Here is a 21652-nt window from a genome sequence, read left to right as displayed (position 1 = left end):
ACTCCCGCATGGCCAGCAGCCGGGCGTCGATGGAGTCGACGTCGACCAGCTCCGGCTTCTCGCCGGACAGGCCGAGCAGGACGGCCTTGTCGCTGCCGTGGCCCTTGCCGGTCAGCCCGAGCGAGCCGTACAGGATGGCCTCGACGCGCGCCGTCGAGTCGAGCAGCCCGTCCTCGTGCAACCCGCGGGCGAACTTGTGCGCGGCCGCCATCGGCCCGCCCGTGTGCGAGCTCGACGGGCCTATTCCGATCTTGAAGAGGTCGAAGACGCTGATCGCCATTGATCCGCCCTTCCGAGGGGAGGAGAGCCGGGGCCCCAGGTGGGGCCCCGGCCGGTGTTCAGGACTCGCCCGAGGTCAGGGCGGTGTACTCCTCGGCGGAGAGCAGATCCTCCGGATCGCCCTCGACGCGGACGCGGAACATCCAGCCCTCGCCGTACGGGTCGTTGTTGACCAGGTCGGGCGTGTCGACCACGGCCTGGTTCACCTCGACGATCTCGCCGCCGAGCGGGGCGTAGATCTCACTGACGGACTTGGTCGACTCGACCTCGCCCACGGAGTCGCCCGGCTCGACGGTCGCACCGACCTCAGGGAGCTGCACGAACACGACGTCACCAAGGGCCTCGGCCGCGTAGGCGGTGATGCCCACGGTCACGGTGATGCCGTCGTCGAGTCCGGCCACCCACTCGTGTTCCTTGGTGTAGCTCAGCTCGTCAGGGATGTTGCTCAACTTACTTCCTCCTGTAGAAAGGCAGCTCGACCAGGTCCATGGGTTCCTGGCTGCCCCGGATGTCCACGGCCAGACCGTCTTGTACACCAGTGTCCACGTAGGCCATCGCGATCGGCTTGCCCAGGGTCTGGGAAGGCGCCCCGCTGGTGACCTCGCCGACGACGGCGCCGTCCTTGGTGACCGGGTAACCGTGGCGCGGCACCCGGCGGCCCTGGGCGACGAGGCCGACCAGCCGGCGCCGGGGCGGGGTGTCCTTGACCGCCTCGAGCGCCGCCCTGCCGACGAAGTCTCCGGGCTTGTCGAATTTCACCACTCGTCCCAGTCCCGCGTCGAACGGGGTCAGCCCGGTGCTCAGCTCGTTGCCGTACAGCGGCATGCCCGCCTCCAGCCTGAGCGTGTCCCTGGCCGACAGTCCCGCGGGGATCATGCCGTACGGCGTGCCTTCGCGGGTCAGCGCCTCCCAGAGCGGGACGGCGTCCTGGTTGGCCACGAACAGCTCGAACCCGTCCTCGCCGGTGTACCCGGTGCGCGCGATGAGCGCCTGCCGCCCGTCGACCACGCCGGGCAGGCCCGCGTAGTACTTGAGGTTCTCCAGGTCGGCGTCGGTGAGCCGGGACAGGATCTCCTGCGCCTTCGGGCCCTGCACCGCGATCAGCGCGTACTGGTCGGAGCGGTCCTCGACCGTCGCGTCGAAGTCCTTTGCCCGAGTTACCAGCTCATCGGCAACTTTTTCATAGTTCGAGGCGTTTGCCACGACCATGAACTCGTCGTCCTGGAGCCTGTAGACGATGAGGTCGTCGATCACCCCGCCCGCGGGATTGACGATCATGGTGTAGCGGGCCCGGCCGGGTGCCAGCGCCGACAGGTGGCCTACCAGCGCGTAGTCCAGGGCCAGCGCGGCCTGCGGGCCGGTCACGAAGATCTCGCCCATGTGCGACAGGTCGAAGAGCCCGGCCGCCTGGCGGACCGCGGTGTGCTCGGCGGACTCGCTGCCGTAGCGCAGCGGCATCAGCCAGCCGGCGAAGTCGGTGAGCGTGGCGCCGAGACTCTCGTGTACGTCTCGCAGCGGTGTCGATCGGGACATGTCGTTTCGCACCTCAGGGCAGGGTCGGATGCCAGGATCCTCCCCCTCTGTCATCGTTGCCTGAGAGCTTCGCCCGGGTTTTGCCGGACTTTCACCTTCGGCGAGGCCCTGTGACAGGCCTGCTTTCCAGAGGCCACCTGGTCCGCGCGGTCCTTTGCCTTGAGAGGTTCGCGGGGAGGGCTTGCTCCTTCAGGGGCCCTGACCGGGTGTCAGGACACTCTCCCGCACGGGTTCAACGGTGTCGCCCGCCAGCCTAGCGCGGATTCGTCCCGACAGCTCTAAGGCGCTTTACGTCCAGCCGGCCACGTCTGAGGCTCCCTGTACCTCTGAGGCTTCCTGTACGTCTGATGCTGCCTGTACGGCGAGGCCGCCGCCCTCGTGATCCGGGCTCGTGGCCCGTGAGAGGCCGTCACCGCGGTGCGAAGGGGTGGTTGCGGGCGGCCTCGACCGCGGCGAAGCCGTACCTGAGCATCTCCTCCTCGTAGAGCGCCTTGGCGGCGGCCGGCGGCACGCGCCCGGCGGCGGCTTCCTGCAGGGCGAGCGTGAGCAGGCGGGCGTCGCGCAGCGCGGTGTTGGCGCCGTCGCCGCGTCCCGGCGTCATCGTGTGGGCGGCGTCGCCGAGCAGTGTGACGTGCGGGTCGTCCCAGGGCTGGACGGGCAGTGCGCTGCGCAGCCGTACGGGGAAGGTGATGGTGGCCTCTTCGACGATGCGGCGCGGCGCGGGATGCCAGTCGTCCAGGCGCCCGGGGTCGCCGGTGAGGGTCCAGGTGAAGTAGTCGCCAGGGCGGCAGGTCGCCACGGCCATCGCGGCGCCGCCGGGCTCGGTGATCCGGTTGAAGGTGTCGACGAGCACGTCGGGGACCCAGTCGAGGGTGGTGAACGGCGTGACGCCGTACAGGCAGGTGCCGAGGTCGTCGAGGCGGGCGTACGGCAGGAGCCGCGCGCGCACGGTGGAGTCGGTGCCGTCGGCGCCGACGATGAGGTCGGCCTCGGCGCTGGTGCCGTCGGCGAAGTGGGCGGTGGTGCCGGAGTAGCCGACGCAGGTCTTGCCGAAGCGCACGTCGAGCCCGGTGAGCAGGAGATCGCGCAGGACCTGGCGGCTGATGCCGAAGTGGCCTTCGACGGGCGGGATGGGCTTGTCGAACTTGGGGACCAGCTGGTGGTCCATGAACACCATGCGGGTCGCGGGACGGATGGCGCTCGCCAGGACGCGGTCGAAGAGCTCCTCGGGCAGACAGGCGCGCAGTGCGGCGGTGCCCTCGTTCTTGATGGTCACGCGCCAGCCTTGGGGGCGGTGGCCTGATTCGTGGACGGTGGCGGGGATGCCGCTCTTGAGCAGGCCCTGGGCCAGGCAGAGTCCGCCGATGCCACCTCCGATGATCGAGATACGCATGCGCTCGACAGTAGCTGTCATAACAGTTACTGTCTAGACGTGAAACCGCTCGGTGAAGGCGTCCCGTCGTTGATCCCGCAGTTGGCCAGGGAACTGCGCGCCGCCCTTGAGGCAGAGCTGGCGTCGCTGGGGATCACGACTCAGCAGGGCGCGGTGCTGATGCGCGCGGCCCTTGGCGAGCGCGCCCCCGCGCAGCTCGCCTCGCTGGTCGGCACGGATACGGCGGGCATGACCAGACTCCTTGACCGGCTGGAGGCCAAGGGGCTGGTGACCCGCGGCCGTCACCCCGAGGACCGGCGGGCGGTCGTCATCGAGGTGACCGAGGAGGGCCGCGCGCTCCTGCCGCGCGTCTTCCCGATCTACGGCGGGGTCGCGAACCGCCTCCTGGACGGCTTCACCGACGAGGAGCAGGCACAGGCGACGGACCTGCTCAAACGCATGCTGACCAACCTCACGGGCCCTGGCTACGTCAAAGCCTGAGCGGCGCGGCGCACTCCGAGAAGGAGTTCAGCGCGATCCAGAGCCGCCTGGAACGCGAGCAACCCGGCTTCGTCACGATCTCGGGAGACGTGTGGCCACCCCGGAAAAGCAGCACGAGCTCGACGCCGAGTTCGGCGCCGGGCTCGTGGTGTTGTCCGGCGTGCTACGACCGCTGCCATAAGGCGGGGACGTTGGGGGGTTCCCAGCCGGGCTGGGAGGTGTGGGACTGCAGGCATCGGTACTGGACGCCGTTGTAGGTGACGAGCGCGCCTGCCGCGTAGGCAGTCCACGGCTGCCAGGTGGTGCCCTGGCCGCCGCCCACGGTCAGTGCGAAGGGCGCCGAGTGGCCGGGGTCGCCCAGGCCGATCGTGTAGGTGTTCGGCGTGACGCCGCTGGTGGTGGCGATGGTCACGGTGGACGACTGGCCCGCCGTGATCGTCTGCGGGTTGAAGGTCACGTTCACACCCGTGGGCACGTTCGTGGCCGCCAGGGAGATGGTCTGGCCCTGCCCTGACGAGCTCAGCGTGGTGGTGGCCGGCTGGCCGGGCTGGACCGTTGCCGAGGCCGGGTTCACCGAGACGGAGTAGTCCGGCGTGCCCGAGCCCACGGCCAGCTTCCACAGCACGGAGGCGGTGGCGTCGGCGCTGCGGTCCAGCGCCGTGACGTTGATGTTGGCCGGGTAGGTGTCACACGCCCTGTGGTAGCACCGGTCGAACGGCTGGCCCGCCGTACCTCCCCACTTGGCGGCCTCGGAGGAGGTCATGGTGTAGTCGGCGCCCGCGGCGATGCCTCCCACCCTGACCCCGGCGTTCTTGAACGGGGCGTGGTCGCTGCGGCCGTCGCCCTCGTTCTCCGGCTCGGTCTGCAGGCCGAGCGTGCCGTAGTAGTCGTTGAAGAGCCGCTGCAGCGTCGCGTCGTCGTCGTAGACGAAGTAGCCGGCGTTGGGCGAGGCGACCATGTCGAAGTTCAGGTACACCTGCACGCCGCTCGCGCCTCCGTTCTGAACGTAGTAGCGCGAGCCCACCATGCCCTGCTCCTCGGCTCCCCACCAGCCGAAGCGCACGTGCTTGGTGAGCGCAGGCCTGGTCGCGGCCAGCGTGAGCGCGATCTCCAGCAGGCTGGCCGAGCCGGACCCGTTGTCGTTGATGCCGGGCCCGGCGGAGACGCTGTCGAGGTGCGCGCCGAGCATGACGGTCTGGTCGGCGGGGCCGCCGGGCCAGTCGGCGATGAGGTTGCTGCCGCCGCTGAAGCTCTGCACGCGGGTGGTGAACCCGGCGGCGTCCAGCTTGCCCTTGACGTAGTTGAGCGAGGCGGTGAAGCCGGACCGGCCCGAGGCCCGGTTGCCGCCGTTCTGCGAGGCGATCGTCTGCAACTGGCTGAGGTGCGCCTGCACGTTCGCCACCTGGATGTCCGGCGGCGTGGACGGATCGGCGACGGGCGTGAGCGAGGTCGCCGCCAGCGCCAGCGCCGACGCGACGAGCTTGATACTCATGAGTCCTCACACGAAAAGGGGGCGGCCGCCCCGGAGTGAACGGCCGCCCCGGATCACGGGGTCAGATCGGCTGCCAGAGCGCCGGTACGGCGGGCGGCGTCCAGTCCGGCTGGCTGGTGTGCGCCTGCAGGCACCGGTACTGCACGCCGTTGTAGGTGACGACCGCGCCGACCGCGTACGGGGTCCACGGCTGCCAGGTGGTCTGCGAGCTGCCGCTGACCGTCAGGTTGAACGTGGCCGTGTGGTCCGTGCTGGCCCCGTCGGCGTTCAGCCCGATCGTGTAGGTGTTCGGCGACACCGACGCGGTCGTGGTGAACGTGACGGTCGACGACTGGCCCGCGTTGATCGTCTGCGGGTTGAACGACACCGTCACCCCGCTGGGCAGGTTGCCGGCCGACAGCGTGATCTGCTGCGTCTGGCCCGCGGTCACCTGGGTGCTGATCGTCGCCGTGGCCGACTGCCCCGCCTGGACCGACGCGGAGGCCGGGTTGACGGTGAAGGAGTAGTCGCTGCTCGGCTGCCCGATCTGCAGGGTGTAGTTCGCCTGGTGGGTGGCGTTCGCGCCGGTGGCGATCACCTGGATCGACTGCGTGCCGCTGCTGCTCGCCGAGGTGGTCAGCGTCAGCGTCGAGGTCTGGCCCGCGGTGATCGTCTGCGGGTTGAACTGGGCCGTCACGCCCGCGGGCAGCGTGCCCGTGCTCAGCGCGATCTGCTGCGCCGAGCCGCTGGTCACCGTGGTCCTGACCGTGGTGGTCGCCGTGCCGCCGGGCTGGACGGAGCCGGAGGCAGGGTCGAGCGTCAGGCTGAAGTCGTTCTGCTGCGAGGTGCAGGTCGGCTCGCCTGACTGCGCGCCCACGCTCACACCGCTCCATGCCGCCTTCACCACGTTGAACTCGTTGCAACCCGAGAACAGCGACTTGGCCGCGTTCAGCGTGGCGATCCTGGCCTTGGCGTAGGTCCACGGCAGGGTCTTGGTGTTGAGCGCGGCCAGGTAGATCTGACCGGCTTTCTGGATGCCAATGCCCGTGATCGCCGCGCCGCTGTCACACCTAGTGCTCCCGTTAGTACCCTCTGCGACCAAATAGAACCAATGGTTCTGCGGTCCGGCCGCCGCGTGCACCTCGGTGCTCGGGATGGAGGAGCTGTAGCAGTTCGGGTCGCCGGTGGCCGACGGGTTCTGCATGTTCCTGATCGGGCCGTTGCCGGCCAGGTTGACCTCCTCGCCGACCAGGTAGTCGGGCGGGTCGAGGTTGGCGGGCTCGTTGACGTAGTGCTCGAGCAGGGCGCCGAAGATGTCACCGGTCGACTCGTTGAGCCCGCCGGTCTCGTTGCCGCTGCCCGCGCCGCCGCCGCCGGAGAACTGGAAGATGCCGTGGCCGAACTCGTGCCCGACGACGTCCATCGAGGTCAGCTGCTGGCTCCCGGCCTGGTTGTGGCCGAAGGTGGCGTACGAGCCGGTCCAGTAGGCGTTGACCTCGTTCAGCCCGACGTAGGCCGGGTAGCCGCCGCCCTGGCCGTTGATGCCGTTGCGGCCCAGCCACTGCTTGAGCATGTCCCACTCGTGCTGGACGTCGAACAGCGCGTCCACGCACGCGGTCTCCAGGTTCGTGCCGCCGCCGTTGCCCCAGCTGTCGCTGGACTTGGTGTACGGCTGGCCGTTCTGCCCGCCGCACTGGAGGCCGCTGCGGTTCGGGTCGCGCATGGTGTACGAGGGCGTGGTGTCGATCGTGACGGGGTTGCCGTTGTAGTAGCTGTTGCCGGTGCCCTCGCGCACCTCGTCCCACTGGTCGATGACCTTGCCGGTCCTGGCGTCCACGTAGACGTGCAGCGTGCTCGGGCGGTCGGCCCCGGTGACGACGACCTCCCAGGCCAGGCGCGGCTGGGCGGTCGTGGCGTGGATCACCAGGGTGGGCGTGGCCACGGAGGCCGCCTTGGCCAGGCGCGTCCTGGCCGTCACCGCCGCCCTCACAGCGGTGACGGCCGGCTTCGTGGACACGTCGATCTTGCTCTGCTGGCCGGAGGCGACCGACCGCACGAGCGCGCCCGAGGCGTCGGTGGCCACGACCACGTCGCCGCCGTAGACGGGCAGGCCCGCGTGGGTGCGGCCGTAGGTGAGGTACTGCGTGCCGCGCGGGCCCTCGATGCTGGAGGTGAGCGCGAAGGAGTCCTGGTCGGTGGCTTGTAACGCCGCCTTGTCGGCCTTTATCAGGTTCTGCGAGGTGGCGATCGCGTTATGGCGGGGGTCGGGGGATGGCGGGTCCACCGCCCTCGCCGCCCCGGCGCTCGTGGCGCCGGCGAGCGAGACGGTGGAGAGGGCCACCGCGAGCAAGGCGGCAGCCCCCAGCCTGAGCTTGGGTTTCACTCTCTTGGCTCCTCAGGGGGGTGTCGGAGTGGAGTTGATCCCAAGTCTTCACAGGCTGTGTACGGGGCGGTACCCAACAACTTCCTATAACGTCACGCTATGGCCCGTCCGTGGCGCTTCAACCAGGCGCGATAGACGGGCGCCCGCATCGACTCCGCCCAGTACGTCTTGCGCACCGCGTCGACGAGATCGTCGGCCTGACCGGCGAACGGGCCCCGCGTCGTCCAGCCGAGCACGTGACGGAAGCGCAGGGGCGCGTCCGTCAACGGGCGCAGTGTGACGCGCTCCCTGGCCGGGGCGGTGGCCTGGAACAGGCCCACGCAGCGGCCCTCGGAGATCAGGTCGAGGGCGACCTCGAGGTTGACGCCGTAGGTCAGGCGCGGCGCGAACCCGCTCTGCGCGCAGGCCGCCCAGAAGTGCTCGCGCGGTCCGGACTCCATCTGCGCGGGCTGCGCCCAGTCCTCCTCGGCCAGGTCGGCCAGGTCGACCTCCTCCCGCCCGGCCAGCGGATGGTCCTGGGCCAGGCCGACGAACAGCGGCTCGGTCGCGATCACCGCGTACGCGGCGCCCTGCGGCGGCGACAGCTCGTGACCCGGGTAGTCGTCCAGCGTGGCCAGCTCGATCCGCTCGGAGGCGAGCAGCCCGGGCAGCGCGTCCATGGTCTGCTCGGTGCGCAGCCTGATGTCGGCCTCGGGGACCAGCCTGCGCAGGCTCTTGGCCACGTAGATCGCCAGCCGCGTGGGCGCGCACCCCACCCGGATCCGCGTCGTGTCGGTCGTACGCCTCCTGGCGTCCCGCTCCAGTTCGTCGAAGGCGGGCACCAGGCTCCTCGACCTGGCCAGCAGCCACTCGCCCAGCGGAGTCGGGGTGGCGCCGTCATGGCTTCTGTCGAACAGCGCGCCACCGAACTGCCGCTCGATGCGCCTGAGCTGGGCGGCCATCGCCGGTTGCGACATCCCCAGGGTCGCGGCGGCTCTGGAGATGCTCCCGCTGTCTGCGATCGCGCACAGCACCCTTAGGTGACGGACCTCGAGATCCACACCGCAAGTCTAAAAGTAAAGAAGGTTTCCAGTAAGGCCCAAATTCAGCAGGCGGTGATCAAGGCCTTGAACAGGCGATCGTCCACGCCGACCTCCGGGTGCCACTGGACCGCCAGGGCGAAGGGGTGGTCGTCGACGTCCACGGCCTCGATGATGCCGTCCTCCGCGCGGGCGCTCACCGTCAGGCCGTCCGCCAGGCGGTCGATGGCCTGGTGGTGGTAGTGGGAGGCGTCGACGGGATCCTCGCCGAGGAGCTCGGCCAGGCGGGTCCCGGCGACCGGCCGCACGGGCATCGGGCCGTACTGGCCGGGGGCGGGGGAGTGGCGCGTGTGGCCGACCACGTCCGGCAGGTGCTGGTGCAGGGTGCCGCCGAGCGCCACGTTCAGCACCTGCATGCCGCGGCAGATGCCGAAGAACGGCAGGCCGCGGCGGAGGGCACCGTCCATCAGGGCAAGTTCGGAGTCATCCCGAAATTTCCGGATGTATCCGGTGGTGTCCAGCGGCTCCTGGTCGTAGCTCGCGGGATCCATGTCGCCCCCACCGGCCAGGATGAGGCCGTCGAGCCGGTCCACCAGGGAACCGGCCTCCCCGACGGGCGGCAGGACGACCGGCTGGCCGCCCGCCCGCACGACCTGCTCGACGTAGGCGTGGGGGAGGAGAGACGCGGTCATCTCCCACACGGTGAAGCGCGCGGTCTCCACGTAGCACGAGATTCCGATGACCGGACGTGTCACGACTCTCCCCTCCCAGGCCTGCCGTACCAAGAGATCTTTCTAGAGCGGCGTCACGTAGGCGCCGGAGATGCCGCCGTCGACGAGGAACTCCGAGGCCGTGATGAAGCTGGAGTCGTCGCTGGCCAGGAACGCGACCGCGGCGGCGATCTCGGTGGCCTCGGCGAAACGGCCGACGGGCACGTGCACCAGGCGGCGCTGCGCCCGCTCGGGGTCCTTGGCGAACAGCTCCTGCAGCAGCGGCGTGTTGACAGGGCCGGGGCACAGGGCGTTGACGCGGATGCCCTCACGGGCGAACTGCACGCCGAGCTCGCGCGACATGGCCAGCACGCCGCCCTTGGACGCGGTGTAGGAGATCTGCGAGGTCGCCGAGCCCATCACCGCCACGAACGAGGCCGTGTTGATGATCGAGCCCTTGCCCTGGCGGCGCATGTACCCCAGCGCGTGCTTGCAGCACAGGTACACGCTGGTCAGGTTGACCTCCTGGACCCGGCGCCAGGCGTCGATCCCGGTCTCGAGGATCGAGTCGTCGTCGGGCGGGGAGATCCCGGCGTTGTTGAAGGCGATGTCCACGCTGCCGTAGGTGTCGAAGGCCGTCTGGTACATCCGGATGACGTCGTCCTCGTTGGTGACGTCCGCCTTGACGTAGATGCCGCCGACCTCGCTCGCGGCCTTGCCGCCGGCCTCCTCGTCGATGTCGACGCAGACGACCTTGGCGCCCTCCTCGGCGAAGCGCCGCGCCGTGGCCAGCCCGATCCCGCTGCCCGCACCGGTGATCACGGCGACGCGGTCCTGCAAACGCTGCATGTTCTACTACTCCCAGGAAATGAAGACGTTCTTGGTCTCGGTGAAGGCGGACAGGGCGTCGGGTCCGAGCTCGCGGCCCAGCCCCGACTGCTTGAACCCGCCGAACGGCGTCCAGTAGCGGACCGACGAGTGCGAGTTCACGCTCAGCGCGCCCGACTCGACGGCCCGCGCCACGCGCAGCGCCCGGCCGACGTCGCGGGTCCAGATCGAGCCGCTCAGCCCGTAGACGGTGTCGTTGGCGATCTGTACGGCTTCGGCCTCGTCCTTGAACGGCACCACGGACATGACGGGACCGAAGATCTCCTCGGTGAACGCCCGGTCGCTGAGCTGCGAGGTCAGGATCGTCGGCGGGAACCAGAACCCCTTGCCCTGCGGGCAGTCGCCCTGGAAGTACGGCGTGCCGTCCATGAACGACCGGACCCGCTCGCGGTGCTCGGCGCTGACCAGGGGGCCCATCTCGGTCTCCGTGGACAGCGGGTCGCCCACCTTGACGCCCCTGGCCGCCTCCGTCAGGCGCTCAAGGAACTCGTCGTAGACGTCGGCCTGCACCAGCACCCGGGAGCGGGCGCAGCAGTCCTGCCCGGAGTTGTCGAAGACGGCGTACGGCGCGGTCCTGGCGGCCTTGTCGAGGTCGGCGTCGTTGAAGACGATGTTCGCGGACTTGCCGCCCAGCTCGAGGGTGATCCGCTTGACCTGGGCCGCGGCCTTGGCCGCGATCTCCTTGCCCACCTCGGTGGACCCGGTGAACACGATCTTGGCCACGTCCGGGTGCTCGACCAGCCGGGCACCCGCGACCTCCCCTGCCCCAGGCAGCACCTGGAGCACCCCCTCGGGGAGGCCCGCCGCCAGGGCCAGCTCGGCCAGCCTCAGCGCGGTCAGCGGGGTCCATTCGGCGGGTTTCACGATCACCGTGTTGCCCGCCGCGAGCGCCGGGGCGACGCCCCAGCTCGCGATCAGCAAGGGGAAGTTCCACGGGACGATGACGCCCACCACGCCCAGCGGCTCCTGGAAGGTGACGTCGATGCCGCCCGGCACCGGGATCTGCTTGCCGTGGTTGCGCTCGGGCGCGCCCGCGTAGAAGTCGAACACGTCGCGGACGCTGCCGGACTCCCAGCGGGCGTTGCCGATCGGGTGCCCGGAGTTGGTGACCTCCAGCAGGGCCAGCTCCTCGGCGTGCTCGCCGACCAGCGCCGCGAGCCTGCGCAGCAGCCTGGCACGGTCGCCTGGGGCCACGTCGCGCCAGGTGGCGTAGGCCCGCCTGGCACGCTCCACGGCCCTGTCGACCTCGGCCGCGTCGGCCAGTTCGACGTCGGCGACCACGTCCTCGGTCGCCGGGTTGATGATCTTCACAGTCGTTCGAATCCTCTGTACATTTCCCAGTCCGTGACCGCCGCGTCGAAGGCGGTCAGCTCCACCCTGGCGTTGTTGGCGTAGTGCGCGACCACGTCGTCGCCGAACGTCTGGCGGGCCAGCTTCGAGCCCTCGAACAGCGTCAGCGCGTCCCGCAGCGTGTGTGGCACCGTCTCGGCGCCCGAGGTGTAGGCGTTTCCGCCGAAGGCCTCCTCCAGCGGAAGCTCCTCGTCGATGCCGTGCAGCCCGGCGGCGATGAGCGCCGAGACCGCGAGGTACGGGTTCACATCGCCGCCCGGGACGCGGTTCTCCACGCGCAGCGAGTGCCCGTGGCCCACCAGGCGCAACGAGCAGGTGCGGTTGTCCACTCCCCACTTTATGGCGGTCGGTGCGAAGCTTCCTGGCACGTAACGCTTGTAGGAGTTGATGTTCGGCGCGTAGAAGAGGGTGAGTTCCTTCATGCAGGCCAGCTGTCCGGCGATGAAATGCTCGCCGAGCTTGGAAAGGCCGTGCGGTCCGTCACCCGCCATCACGGCGTCGCCGTCCACAGATCGCACCGATATGTGGATATGGCAAGAATTACCCTCGCGTTGGTTCGGCTTTGCCATGAAGGTGATCGACTTGCCCTCCAGGGCGGCGATCTCCTTGGCGCCGTTCTTGTAGATCGAGTGGTTGTCGCAGGTCTTGAGTGCCTCGTCGTAGCGGAAGGCGATCTCGTGCTGGCCGAGGTTGCATTCGCCCTTGGCCGACTCGACATAGAGCCCGGCGCCCTCCATGTCCAGCCTTATCCGGCGCAGCAGCGGCTCGATGCGCGCGGTGCCGAGCAGCGAATAGTCGACGTTGTAGAGATTTGCGGGCGTCATGTCGCGGTAGGCCCGCTTCCAGGCGTCCTCGTAGGAGTCCTCGAAAACCACGAACTCCAGCTCTGTCCCCACGAAGGCGCGCAATCCGCGCTCTTCGAGCCGGGCGATCTGCTTGCGCAGGATCTGCCTCGGGGAGGGTGCCACGTCCTCGCCGCTCTCCCAGGTCAGGTCGGCCATCAGCATGACCGTGCCCTCCTGCCAGGGCACCCGGCGCAGCGTGGACAGGTCCGGCTTCATCACGAAGTCGCCGTACCCGCGCTCCCAGGACGACATCGCGTAACCGTCGACGGTGTTCATGTCGACGTCCACCGCGAGCAGGTAGTTGCAGCCCTCCGAGCCGTGCCGGAGCACCTCGTCCATGAAGAAGCGGGCGGACAGCCGCTTGCCCTGCAACCTGCCCTGCATATCGGCTACGGCCAGCAGTACGGTGTCGACGCGGCCTGCGGACACGTCGTCACGTAGCTCATCTACGGACAGCAATCCCATGGACGCTCCTGATCTGGCCTGACGCGCTTTCCCGTTAATTGGGCTAGTGTTAGACCATTGAGGTGCATGGCGGGATTGGTTGTCAAGACCTGAGGACACGTTGGACGAGTCTGGTGAGATGATGATGAACCCCCTGACGGTGCTGCGGCCCGTCCGGGCGGGCAACGCCTTCGAGGAGACCGTCGAACGCCTCCTGCAGGCCATCAAGCTGGGTGTCGTCGCCCCCGGCGCGAAGCTCCCCCCTGAGCGCGAGCTGGCCGTCCAGCTCGGCATCAGCCGCGTCACACTGCGCGAGGCGATCCGCGCCCTGCAGGACGCCGGCTATCTCGACGTACGGCGCGGCCGCTACGGAGGCGCGTTCGTCACCTACATCCCGCCCGCCCCCGACACCGGGGATCTGCGCCGCGTGGTGGCCGACATGGGCACCGCCGACCTGGCCGACGCGCTCACCTTCCGCATGGCCGTGGAATGCGGTGCGGCGCAGGTGCTGGCCTCGGCCAAGCTCACCGGCGGGCAGCGGGCCGCATTAGAGCGGCGCCTGGCCGACGTGGACGCGGCGGCGCCGGAGGACTACCGGCGGCTGGACACGGCCTTCCACCTGTCGATCGCCGAGCTGACCGGCTCGCCGCTGCTGGCCACGGCCTGCGCGGACGCGCGGCTGCGGGTCAGCGACCTGCTCAATGCGATCCCGATGCTGCAGGTCAACATCGACCACGCCGCCGTCCAGCATCGCGCCATCGTGGTCGCCATCCTCGCCGGCGACCCCGAGGGGGCCCGCAAGGCCGTCTCGGAACACCTTGAGGGCACCGCGGCCCTGCTACGCGCGTTCCTGTCCTGACCCTGCCGGGCCGCCGGCGGTGAACTCCTGGGTGAGGCCGTCGGGCCAGGTGATCGTGACGTGCCCGGCCACCGTCGCGGTGGGCAGTTCCGTCACGGGTTCGCGGGTGAGCGTGGCCACGCTCACGACCCAGCCGTCCTCCGCCACGCCTTCGAGCACCGGCACCGTGGCCGGGGTGCCGAAGGCCGTACCCGAGGGGGCCTCGGCGGATGACGCCTCGGCTCCGCCGTACAGGCTTGTGAGGGTGGAGGTGAGGCGGTCGCCCGTGACGACCGCGGACGGCCCGGTGACGGCGGCGGTGGCGTGGGGGAGCGCCCAGCCGGTCTGGCGGGCCAGGGAGCCGGGCGGGACGCGGTGGATGCGCACCTCGACGGGGCCGCGCGCCACGCTCAGGCTCTCGGCCGTGCCCGTCGAGCTCGCCCAGGCGGCGTCGCCCAGCATGCCCGCGCCCACGGGGATGATCGTGCCGCGGGGTGTCCAGGCGCCGTCCTGGAGGATCGCCAGGTGGTTGTCGGGGATGTCGCCGGCCGTGGTGGGTCCCGTGCGGGTGGAGTAGGCGTAGCGGTCGTAGAGCGGGTCGCCGGGATGGTGCCGGCTGCCGTGGTTGAGCACGCGGGCGACGCCGCCCGTGTTCTGCACGACGAACCCGGGCTCGGGCAGCGCGACCACGCCCTCGGGGCCCGGCTCCTCCGTCGCCGTCCAGACGGGATGGTCGGGCGGCAGGAGCAGGCCGAGGAAGGCCTTCGACGCCCAGTACGGCGAGGCGTAGCCGGAGTAGCCCTGCAGCGACGGCTCGTGCGGGCCGTACCAGCCGAGCGTGAGCAGGCCCTCGGGCGACAGCGCGTCGTGCTCGAGGAAGTGCCGCAGCACGCCCGAGGCGATCCGGCGGGTCTGGCCGGGCTCCAGCGGCGTGGCGTCGAGCAGCGCCCCGGCGAAGAGCGAGGCCGCCGAGGCGAACCGGTAGGTGACCGACCGGCCCTGGTAGAGCATGCCGCCCTCGGAGTCGAACATCAGGGCGTAACCGCGCAGGAACTCGCGCAGCCGCTCGCCGTACCTGCCGGGCGAGGTGCGGGTCAGGTGGGTGAGCAGGGCCGGATACAGGTGCATGGCCCAGCCGTTGTAGTGGTCGAAGGAGCGGTTGTCGCCGTCGGAGTACCAGCCGCCGCCCTGGTACCAGGGCTCGATGCGGGCCAGGCCGCGCTCGACCGCGTCCTGGTCGCCGAGGAACGCGCCCACCATCACCGTGAACAGCCACCAGTTGTTGTCCACCGGCTCGTGGCGCAGGGCGTCGGCCAGGTAGGCGGTCACGCCGTCGCGGACCGCCGGGTCCAGGCGGTCCCACAGGTGCTCGCGGGTGAGCCACAGCGAGATCGCGATCGAGGCCGCCTCGACCATGGGCTGGCTGCGGTCGCGGATCGGCTGCCACACCTCCGGGCCCTTGACCAGGCCCCGGGCGTACGGCTCGAGCAGCTCGGCCGGGCCGCCGCCCGCGACGCGGAAGGCGGCCAGCAGGAACGTCCTGGCGTACCCCTCGAGCCCGTCGCACCGCGAGATGCTCTCCCTGCCTCCCGGGAAGACGATCACGGATCCGTCCGCGGAGCGATACGGTTCCACCGCGGCCAGCAGCGCGTCGGCCACCGCCTCCCAGTGGGCGCGGGTCCAGCCGGTGTGCGGGCTGAGCGAACGATCCTCGGGTGGGAGGGAGATCATGCGCCGGACTCTAGCAGGTCTGATCGTTCGAAAGCATCCGTTCACAAACGAAAGCGACCTCGCTAGGATCTGTGGTGTCTAGTCGAAGGAGCCCCCGGTGTTCGCCGAAGAACGTCACGAAGTGATCCTGCGCGAGGTGCGCGAGCGAGGATCGGTACGGCTGGCCGACCTCGTCGACCGGCTCGGGGTCTCCATGGTCACCCTGCGCCGAGACGTGGAGTTCCTGGCCGGGCGGGGCCTGGTCAACCGCGTCCACGGCGGCATCACGCGGCCTGCCGTACTGCCGGACGTGATGGCGCAGGAGGCGTTGACGATCGGGATGCTGGTGCCCTCGGCCACCTACTACTACCCGAACGTGATCAAGGGGGCCAGGCAGGAGGCCGAGCGGCTGGGGGCCAGGCTCGTGCTCGGCGTCTCGCGCTACGACGACGAGGAGGACCGCAAGCAGGTCAGGCAGCTGATCGACGGCGGGGTCGAGGGTCTGCTGCTCACGCCGAGCAGGCAGCCGGACGAGTCGCACGCTTCGTGGCTGGCCGGTCTCGGGGTGCCCGCCGTCCTGGTGGAACGGCGGGCCTCACTCGGCGGGCCCGCCTCGCTGCTCGACGCGGCCGCCTCGCACCACGCGCACGGGGCCTTCCTCGGCGTCCGGCACCTGGCGGAGCTCGGGCACCGGCGGGTGGCGATGGTCACGCGCAACAGCCCGACCGCGCCCCGGGTCCGCCACGGCTTCCTCGCCGCCGTGCGCGACCTGGGCCTGTCGGATCCCGGCGAGTTCGGGATCGAGCAGGAAGGCCCCTCGCCCTCGCAGGTCGAGGCCGTGGTGTCGGCCATCAGGTCGGGTGCGGTGACCGGCCTGCTCGTCCACAACGACGAGGACGCGCTCCTCCTGGTCCAGCACCTGCGCATCGCCGGGGTCCGCATCCCCGTGGACGTCTCGATCGTGGCCTACGACGACGAGGTCGCCGCCCTCAGCGACCCTGCCCTCACGGCGGTCGCCCCACCCAAGTCCGCCGTCGGCCGCGCCGCGGTCACCCTCCTGCTCCGCCGCCTCGAACACCCCGACCTCCCCGGCCAACACCTGGCCCTCCTCCCCCAACTCCGCATCCGCTCCTCCACAGCCCCCCACCCCTAGCCGGGCCGACAAGAAGCCGTACGGCCCCCCTCCGACGCCCACGCACGGCCGACGCACACCCCTCGCCCTCACCCCGCCGGGTCGGCGAGAAGGTGTGTGGCGGTTGTCCGGCGCCTGGTACGGCGAGCAAGGAGACCGTGCGGGCGGACTCGGTCGAGCCGGGGCGCGTCCCCGGGCGGTCTGTCGTGTGCGCGGGGAGCTGCTGCCACGTGCGGCGACGGTCCTGGTGGGGATGGCGCCCCGTAGTGGCATGCGGCGGGGCGGATGGCGGGTTTCGCGTTCATTTCGTTACTGATCGATATCTAGACATTCGCTCACGAATGAGCGAATGATGCATTAGCGATCGGAAGCGATGAGGAGCAATCATGGAACGCAAGCGCGCCACCGTGGCTGTAGCAGTGCTCGGGATGGCCGTGCTCGCGGCCTGCGGCGGTGGGGGTGGGGACGCTGCTCCCGCCGCCCAGGGCACGCAGGTCACCTTCTGGGGCTGGGCCAAGGGCACCAAGGAGGTCGTCGAGGCCTTCAACAAGTCGCACAAGGACATCCAGATCAAGTTCGAGGAGATCCCCTCGGGCAACGCCGGCGGCTACGCCAAGTTCTCCAACGCCGTCAAGGCGGGCAACGCTCCCGACGTGATGTCGGTCGAGTACCCGCAGCTGCCCGACTTCGTCAACCAGGGCGCACTGCAGGACATCAGCAGCGACGTAGCCGACGTTAAGACGAAATATCCGGACAACGTGTTCAGCCTCGTGACCCTCGGCGGCAAGACCTGGTCGCTGCCCATGGACGCCGCCCCCCAGGTGTTCTTCTACCGCAAGGACCTCTTCGAGAAGAACAAGATCGAGATCCCCAAGACCTGGGACGACTTCCGCAAGGCCGCCGAGCAGGTCAAGAAGGCCGACAAGAAGGCCAGGATCGCGACCTTCTTCCCCGACGACCCGAGCGTCCTGGCCGCCCTGTCCTGGCAGGCCGGCGGCAAGTGGTTCGGCACCGAGGGCGAGGCGTGGAAGGTCTCGATCAACGACGAGGCCAGCAAGAAGGTCGCCGACTACTGGCAGGGCCTGGTCAAGGACGACCTGGTCAAGGTCCAGCCGTCCTTCAGCCAGGAGTGGAACGCCGCCTTCGAGGACGACACCCTCTGGGGCTACGTAGGCGCCAACTGGGGCGCGGGCGTCATGAAGGGCAACCACGCCGGCCAGTCGGGCAAGTGGGCCATCGCCCCCGTCCCGAACTGGGGCACCCCGGCCAGCGGCATGCTCGGCGGCACCACGTTCGGCGTGAGCAAGACCAGCAAGAACACCAAGGCCGCGGCCGAGGTCATCAAGTGGCTGACCGGGTCGGAGGACGCGTGGAAGGCCCGCCTGGCCTCCGGCACCTCCAGCGGTTTCCCCGCCATCGCCGACCTGGTGCCCGTCGCGGCCAAGAGCTTCGACGCCTCCTTCTACGGCGGGCAGGACATCTACGCCCTCTTCTCCGACGCCTACAAGACCATCCAGCCCGGGTGGACGTGGGGGCCGAGCATGGTGCAGACGCTCACCTCGTTCAAGGACGCGCTCGGCAAGGTGAGCAGCGGCGAGACCACGATCCCCGCCACTCTCGACACGGTCCAGCAGTCCACGGTCGCCGAGATCAAGTCCCGCGGCCTCAACGTCGCCCAGCAGTGACCCCGCTCTCGGCCGTTCCGTGCGGCTTGTCGTCCTGTACGGCTCTGTGCGGCTTGTCGTTCCGTACGGCGAGCCGCCCCCACCGCCAGTCGCCGCACTTCGGCTGCGCCCAGTCCAGGGAGACGCTCCTCCGGTGATGCCGGCTAGGCGCCGCTACGACGCACAAGACCCAGCCGCCGCGGGATCTCGGCCGGGCGCCGCCCACGTCGCGCCGACGACCACCGCCCCACGCCTCACCGCACCGGCGCAGGTGAGACCGGCGCGACGGTCTCGGGAGTCGACGCCCGACCGCCGCACCGGCACTGGTGGGACTGGGGCGATGGCCTCGGGAGGCGGCGCCCGATCGCGACACCGTCGCAGGCGGGACGGGGGTGATGGTCTCTCGGAAGCGGTGCCCCGCACCTGCGCTGGTGGGATCGGGGCGATGGCCTTGGAGGCGATGCCCCGATCGCCGCACCGGCGCAGGTGGGGCGGGGCGATGGGCTCCCCGGAGTCCTGGTGCGCTCCGGTCCCCGCGCCGGGTCGGCGAGAAGCCGGGCGGTGGTGGTCGGCGCGACGTGGACGGCGGTCCGGCGAGGGCCGGGACAGGTGGGTGGTGGGCGTCGTGGCGGCGGGGAGCGGAGTGCGTCATGCGTCAGCGTGCTGACGTCACGCGAGCCCGCGACGGCGGGAGGCGGTGGCGGTGGCCCGCCGTACAGAGAGGAACTGACGGTGGTCTGCCGTTCAGGGAGGTGCGGGCGCGGTGGTTGGTTGTGCGGGTGATGGACGAGATCTTGGAGGTGTGAGGTGAGGGAGAGTGCGCGCCGTAGAGGGGCAATCCTGCTGTTCACGGCGCCGTTCTTCGTGCTGTTCGCGGTGGCGATCCTGGCGCCGCTGGGCTATGCCGTCTACCTGAGCCTGTTCAGCGAGAAGTCGTCGGGGCTCGGGTTCGGCGGGAGCGAGACGGTCTTCGTCGGGCTGGGCAACTACCTGGACACGGTGAAGGACGTGGCGTTCACCGACGGGTTCCTGATCATCCTCGGGTACTGCGTGCTGTACATCCCGCTGATGATCGGCGGGGCGCTGGCGCTCGCGCTGCTGCTGGACTCGGGGCTGGCCAAGCTGACCAGGCTGTTCCAGCTCGGGCTCTTCCTGCCGCACGTCGTGCCGGGGGTGATCGCGGGGCTGATCTGGCTCTACCTGTACCTGCCCGGCGTCAGCCCGGTCGTGGACCTGCTCGGCGACGTGGACTTCCTGGGCGGCGGGCACGCGCTCGGCTCGGTGGTCAACGTCGCGCTGTGGGAGTGGGTCGGCTACAACATGATCATCTACTTCGCCGCGCTGCAGGCCATCCCGGCCGAGGTGGTGGAGGCGGCCAGGCTGGACGGCGCGGGCGCGGTCCGCATCGCGCTGGGCGTCAAGCTGCCGCTGATCCGTGGCGCGGTCGTCACCACGGTGCTGTTCACGATCATCGGCTCGCTGCAGCTGTTCACCGAGCCGATGGTGCTCGACAACGTCAGCGACGGGATCGTCAGCACCTGGACGCCCAACATGTACGCCTACAACCAGGCGTTCGGCAACAACGACATCGGCCAGGCCGGGGCGGCCTCGATCCTGCTCGCGTTGCTGGCGGCGGTGGCCTCGTACGCGGTGACCAGGTGGGGGAGCAGGCGATGAGGTGGATGTCCAGGGCCGCGGTCAACGGATTGCTGATCGTCGCCACGCTCTACACGCTGCTGCCGCTGACGTGGCTGCTGTTCTCCTCGACGAAGTCGCTCACGGACCTGTACTCCACCAACGGCTTCGCCTTCGGCGAGTTCAACCTGTTCACCAACGTCAGGAACGTGCTGGCCGAGAGCGGCGGGATCTTCCTGCGCTGGTACGGCAACAGCGTCCTGTACGCCGGGGTGGGCGCGGCCGTGAGCGCGCTGGTGTCGGTGATGTGCGGTTACGCCTTCGACAAGTACCACTGGCTGGGCAAGGAGAAGCTGTTCGGCCTGGTGCTGCTCGGCGTGCTGGTGCCCACGACAGCCACCGCTATCCCGCTCTACCTGCTGGCCTCCGAGATCGGGATGGTCAACACGTTCTGGTCGGTGTTCGTGCCGGTGCTGGTGCACCCGTTCGGCGTCTACCTGGCGCGCGTGCTCAGCGCGGGATACGTGCCCGGCGAGGTGCTCGAGGCCGCCAGGTCCGACGGAGCGGGGGAGATCACGACGTTCGTGCGCGTCGCGCTGCCGATGCTGCTGCCCGCCTACGTGACGATCTTCCTGTTCCAGTTCACCGCGATCTGGAACAACTTCTTCCTGCCGCTGGTGATGCTCAACGACCAGCACCTCTACCCGCTCAGCCTGGGCCTGTTCACCTGGGAGAAGCAGGGCAACGCCTTTCCCGAGTTCCACAGCCTGGTGATCACCGGCTCCCTGCTGTCGGTGATCCCGCTGCTGCTCGTCTTCGTGTCGCTGCAGCGGTTCTGGAAGGCCGGGATGACGGCGGGCAGCGTCAAGTGACAGACATTTCGGGGGAACGTGTGAAAACTCTTGTCGCCATGGCCGCGGGTGTGGCCGAGCGACTCATGACCAGTGAGATCGAGAGCCGCCTGGCGGAGATCGCCGACGTCCAGGGGCGGGTGGGCGGCTTCGCCGGGGCCGACCTGAGCCAGACCGAGGTGCTGTTCACCTCCTGGGGCTGCCCGCCGGTCACCGCCGAGGTACTGGCGGGGGCGCCCAGGCTGAAGGCCATCGTGCACGCCGCGGGCTCGGTCAAGGGCCATGTCACCCAGGCCTGCTGGGAGCGCGGCATCGTGGTCTCCTCGGCGGCCTCCGCCAACGCAGAGCCCGTCGCGGAGTTCACGCTCGCCGCGATCCTGTTCGCCAACAAGCGCGTGCTGGACATCGCCCGCCTCTACCGGGAACGGCGCGGGCGGCTCGACTGGGACGCCCGCTTCCCCGGGTTCGGCAACTACCGCCGCGTCGTGGGCATCGTCGGCGCCTCGCGGATCGGGCGGCGCGTGATCGAGTTGCTGCGGCCGTTCGACCTGGAGGTGCTGGTCAGCGACCCGTACCTGCGGGAGGACCTGGGCGTGGCGCAGGTCGGGCTCGAGGAGCTGGTCGCCCGCTCGGACGTGGTCAGCCTGCACGCGCCCGACCTGCCCGAGACCCGGCACCTGCTGTCCCGCCCGCTGCTGGCCGCGATGCGCGACGGCGCCACGGTGATCAACACCGCCAGGGCGGCGCTGGTCGACCAGGAGGCGCTGACCGCCGAGGTGGCCTCGGGGCGGCTGTACGCGGTGCTCGACCACACCGAGCCCGAGTTCCTGCCCGCCGACTCCCCGCTCTACGACCTGCCGAACGCCCTGGTGACCCCGCACATCGCCGGGTCGCTCGGCGGGGAGCTCGCCCGGATGGCGGACCTCGCTCTGGACGAGCTCGACCGTTACCGGCGCGGCCTGCCGTTCCTGCACGGCGTGGAGCCCGCCACGCTGTCACGTTCCGCCTGACCCCCCCGAAAGAGGAA

General features: G+C 69.9%; 19 protein-coding genes and 2 riboswitches. Of the genes, 7 read left to right on the top strand and 12 right to left on the bottom strand.

Annotation, left to right across the window (positions count from 1 at the left end):
• The 4 genes from KIK09_RS48185 to KIK09_RS48170 all read right to left on the bottom strand — a co-directional run.
• On the bottom strand, positions 1 to 280 hold a 280-nt coding region (locus KIK09_RS48185), incomplete at its 3' end, for a serine dehydratase beta chain (protein WP_275956542.1).
• 58 nt (positions 281 to 338) lie between these two features.
• Complete coding sequence (gcvH, locus tag KIK09_RS48180; protein WP_214326284.1) at positions 339 to 728, bottom strand: glycine cleavage system protein GcvH; 390 nt, start codon at positions 726 to 728, stop codon at positions 339 to 341.
• A gap of 1 nt (position 729) precedes the next feature.
• Positions 730 to 1812 carry a glycine cleavage system aminomethyltransferase GcvT gene (gene gcvT / locus KIK09_RS48175; protein WP_214326283.1) on the bottom strand — a complete coding sequence of 361 codons (1083 nt, stop codon included), beginning with the start codon at positions 1810 to 1812 and terminating at the stop codon, positions 730 to 732.
• Between the two features lie 37 nt (positions 1813 to 1849).
• Positions 1850 to 1949: riboswitch (glycine riboswitch) on the bottom strand.
• Positions 1950 to 2047: riboswitch (glycine riboswitch) on the bottom strand. It abuts the riboswitch before it with no gap.
• A 174-nt stretch (positions 2048 to 2221) separates the two neighbouring features.
• Positions 2222 to 3205 (bottom strand): FAD-dependent oxidoreductase, encoded by a 984-nt coding sequence (locus KIK09_RS48170; RefSeq protein ID WP_214326282.1) that lies wholly within the window; start codon positions 3203 to 3205, stop codon positions 2222 to 2224.
• Positions 3206 to 3244: 39 nt separating this feature from the next.
• Between KIK09_RS48170 and KIK09_RS48165 the strand changes: the two genes are divergently transcribed.
• Complete coding sequence (locus KIK09_RS48165; RefSeq protein ID WP_308164742.1) at positions 3245 to 3685, top strand: MarR family winged helix-turn-helix transcriptional regulator; 441 nt, start codon at positions 3245 to 3247, stop codon at positions 3683 to 3685.
• 163 nt (positions 3686 to 3848) lie between these two features.
• On the opposite strand, the gene KIK09_RS48155 is transcribed toward KIK09_RS48165, so the two are convergent.
• From KIK09_RS48155 to KIK09_RS48125, 7 genes are all read right to left on the bottom strand, one after another.
• On the bottom strand, positions 3849 to 5177 hold the full coding sequence (locus KIK09_RS48155) for a M28 family peptidase (protein ID WP_250574946.1): 1329 nt from the start codon (positions 5175 to 5177) through the stop codon (positions 3849 to 3851).
• 61 nt (positions 5178 to 5238) lie between these two features.
• Positions 5239 to 7539, bottom strand: a complete 2301-nt coding sequence (locus KIK09_RS48150; RefSeq protein WP_214326281.1) for a M4 family metallopeptidase — start codon at positions 7537 to 7539, stop codon at positions 5239 to 5241.
• 92 nt (positions 7540 to 7631) lie between these two features.
• Complete coding sequence (locus KIK09_RS48145; protein WP_214326280.1) at positions 7632 to 8579, bottom strand: LysR family transcriptional regulator; 948 nt, start codon at positions 8577 to 8579, stop codon at positions 7632 to 7634.
• A 44-nt stretch (positions 8580 to 8623) separates the two neighbouring features.
• The gene (locus KIK09_RS48140; RefSeq protein WP_214326279.1) at positions 8624 to 9313 is read right to left on the bottom strand and encodes a gamma-glutamyl-gamma-aminobutyrate hydrolase family protein; all 690 of its coding nucleotides are present in this window, start codon (positions 9311 to 9313) and stop codon (positions 8624 to 8626) included.
• Between the two features lie 39 nt (positions 9314 to 9352).
• Entirely contained in the window at positions 9353 to 10117 is a 765-nt protein-coding gene (locus tag KIK09_RS48135) for a 3-oxoacyl-ACP reductase (protein ID WP_214326278.1), read from the bottom strand.
• Between the two features lie 6 nt (positions 10118 to 10123).
• Positions 10124 to 11467 carry an aldehyde dehydrogenase family protein gene (locus KIK09_RS48130; protein WP_214326277.1) on the bottom strand — a complete coding sequence of 448 codons (1344 nt, stop codon included), beginning with the start codon at positions 11465 to 11467 and terminating at the stop codon, positions 10124 to 10126.
• Positions 11464 to 12816 (bottom strand): glutamine synthetase family protein, encoded by a 1353-nt coding sequence (locus KIK09_RS48125; protein WP_214326276.1) that lies wholly within the window; start codon positions 12814 to 12816, stop codon positions 11464 to 11466. The genes KIK09_RS48130 and KIK09_RS48125 overlap by 4 nt, the downstream gene beginning before the upstream one ends.
• A 118-nt stretch (positions 12817 to 12934) precedes the next feature.
• Here KIK09_RS48125 and KIK09_RS48120 point away from each other — a divergent pair, with 118 nt between their 5' ends.
• Positions 12935 to 13654, top strand: coding sequence for a FadR/GntR family transcriptional regulator (locus tag KIK09_RS48120; protein WP_214326275.1), 720 nt, complete (start codon positions 12935 to 12937; stop codon positions 13652 to 13654).
• Here KIK09_RS48120 and KIK09_RS48115 read toward each other — a convergent pair.
• Positions 13634 to 15364, bottom strand: coding sequence for a DUF2264 domain-containing protein (locus tag KIK09_RS48115; protein ID WP_214326274.1), 1731 nt, complete (start codon positions 15362 to 15364; stop codon positions 13634 to 13636). The genes KIK09_RS48120 and KIK09_RS48115 overlap by 21 nt on opposite strands.
• Before the next feature lie 97 nt (positions 15365 to 15461).
• Here KIK09_RS48115 and KIK09_RS48110 point away from each other — a divergent pair, with 97 nt between their 5' ends.
• The 5 genes from KIK09_RS48110 to KIK09_RS48090 all read left to right on the top strand — a co-directional run bounded on the left by KIK09_RS48110 (position 15462) and on the right by KIK09_RS48090 (position 21635).
• Positions 15462 to 16496 (top strand): LacI family DNA-binding transcriptional regulator, encoded by a 1035-nt coding sequence (locus KIK09_RS48110; protein WP_214326273.1) that lies wholly within the window; start codon positions 15462 to 15464, stop codon positions 16494 to 16496.
• A gap of 365 nt (positions 16497 to 16861) precedes the next feature.
• On the top strand, positions 16862 to 18160 hold the full coding sequence (locus KIK09_RS48105) for an ABC transporter substrate-binding protein (protein ID WP_214326272.1): 1299 nt from the start codon (positions 16862 to 16864) through the stop codon (positions 18158 to 18160).
• A gap of 786 nt (positions 18161 to 18946) precedes the next feature.
• Positions 18947 to 19816: a carbohydrate ABC transporter permease gene (locus tag KIK09_RS48100; RefSeq protein WP_214326271.1), complete on the top strand. Its 870-nt coding sequence runs from the start codon at positions 18947 to 18949 to the stop codon at positions 19814 to 19816.
• On the top strand, positions 19813 to 20646 hold the full coding sequence (locus KIK09_RS48095) for a carbohydrate ABC transporter permease (RefSeq protein WP_214326270.1): 834 nt from the start codon (positions 19813 to 19815) through the stop codon (positions 20644 to 20646). Before KIK09_RS48100 ends, KIK09_RS48095 begins: the two co-directional genes overlap by 4 nt.
• Positions 20647 to 20711: 65 nt before the next feature.
• Positions 20712 to 21635: a hydroxyacid dehydrogenase gene (locus tag KIK09_RS48090; RefSeq protein WP_214326269.1), complete on the top strand. Its 924-nt coding sequence runs from the start codon at positions 20712 to 20714 to the stop codon at positions 21633 to 21635.
• Positions 21636 to 21652 lie beyond the last annotated feature (17 nt).

The sequence above is a fragment of the Nonomuraea sediminis genome, assembly GCF_018531495.1.
Lineage (GTDB): Bacteria > Actinomycetota > Actinomycetes > Streptosporangiales > Streptosporangiaceae > Nonomuraea > Nonomuraea sediminis.
Note: the sequence above shows the minus strand (reverse complement) of the source record. Positions and strands in the feature narration are given on the sequence as shown.

Bases quoted from the DNA above. Each gene is read 5' to 3' on its own strand.
- KIK09_RS48095 (WP_214326270.1), top strand. From the start codon at position 19,813: ATGAGGTGGATGTCCAGGGCCGCGGTCAACGGATTGCTGATCGTCGCC.
- KIK09_RS48135 (WP_214326278.1), bottom strand. From the start codon at position 10,117: ATGCAGCGTTTGCAGGACCGCGTCGCCGTGATCACCGGTGCGGGCAGC.
- KIK09_RS48115 (WP_214326274.1), bottom strand. From the start codon at position 15,364: ATGATCTCCCTCCCACCCGAGGATCGTTCGCTCAGCCCGCACACCGGC.
- KIK09_RS48155 (WP_250574946.1), bottom strand. From the start codon at position 5,177: ATGAGTATCAAGCTCGTCGCGTCGGCGCTGGCGCTGGCGGCGACCTCG.
- gcvT (WP_214326283.1), bottom strand. From the start codon at position 1,812: ATGTCCCGATCGACACCGCTGCGAGACGTACACGAGAGTCTCGGCGCC.
- KIK09_RS48105 (WP_214326272.1), top strand. From the start codon at position 16,862: ATGGAACGCAAGCGCGCCACCGTGGCTGTAGCAGTGCTCGGGATGGCC.
- KIK09_RS48125 (WP_214326276.1), bottom strand. From the start codon at position 12,816: ATGGGATTGCTGTCCGTAGATGAGCTACGTGACGACGTGTCCGCAGGC.
- KIK09_RS48170 (WP_214326282.1), bottom strand. From the start codon at position 3,205: ATGCGTATCTCGATCATCGGAGGTGGCATCGGCGGACTCTGCCTGGCC.
- KIK09_RS48120 (WP_214326275.1), top strand. From the start codon at position 12,935: ATGATGATGAACCCCCTGACGGTGCTGCGGCCCGTCCGGGCGGGCAAC.
- KIK09_RS48090 (WP_214326269.1), top strand. From the start codon at position 20,712: ATGACCAGTGAGATCGAGAGCCGCCTGGCGGAGATCGCCGACGTCCAG.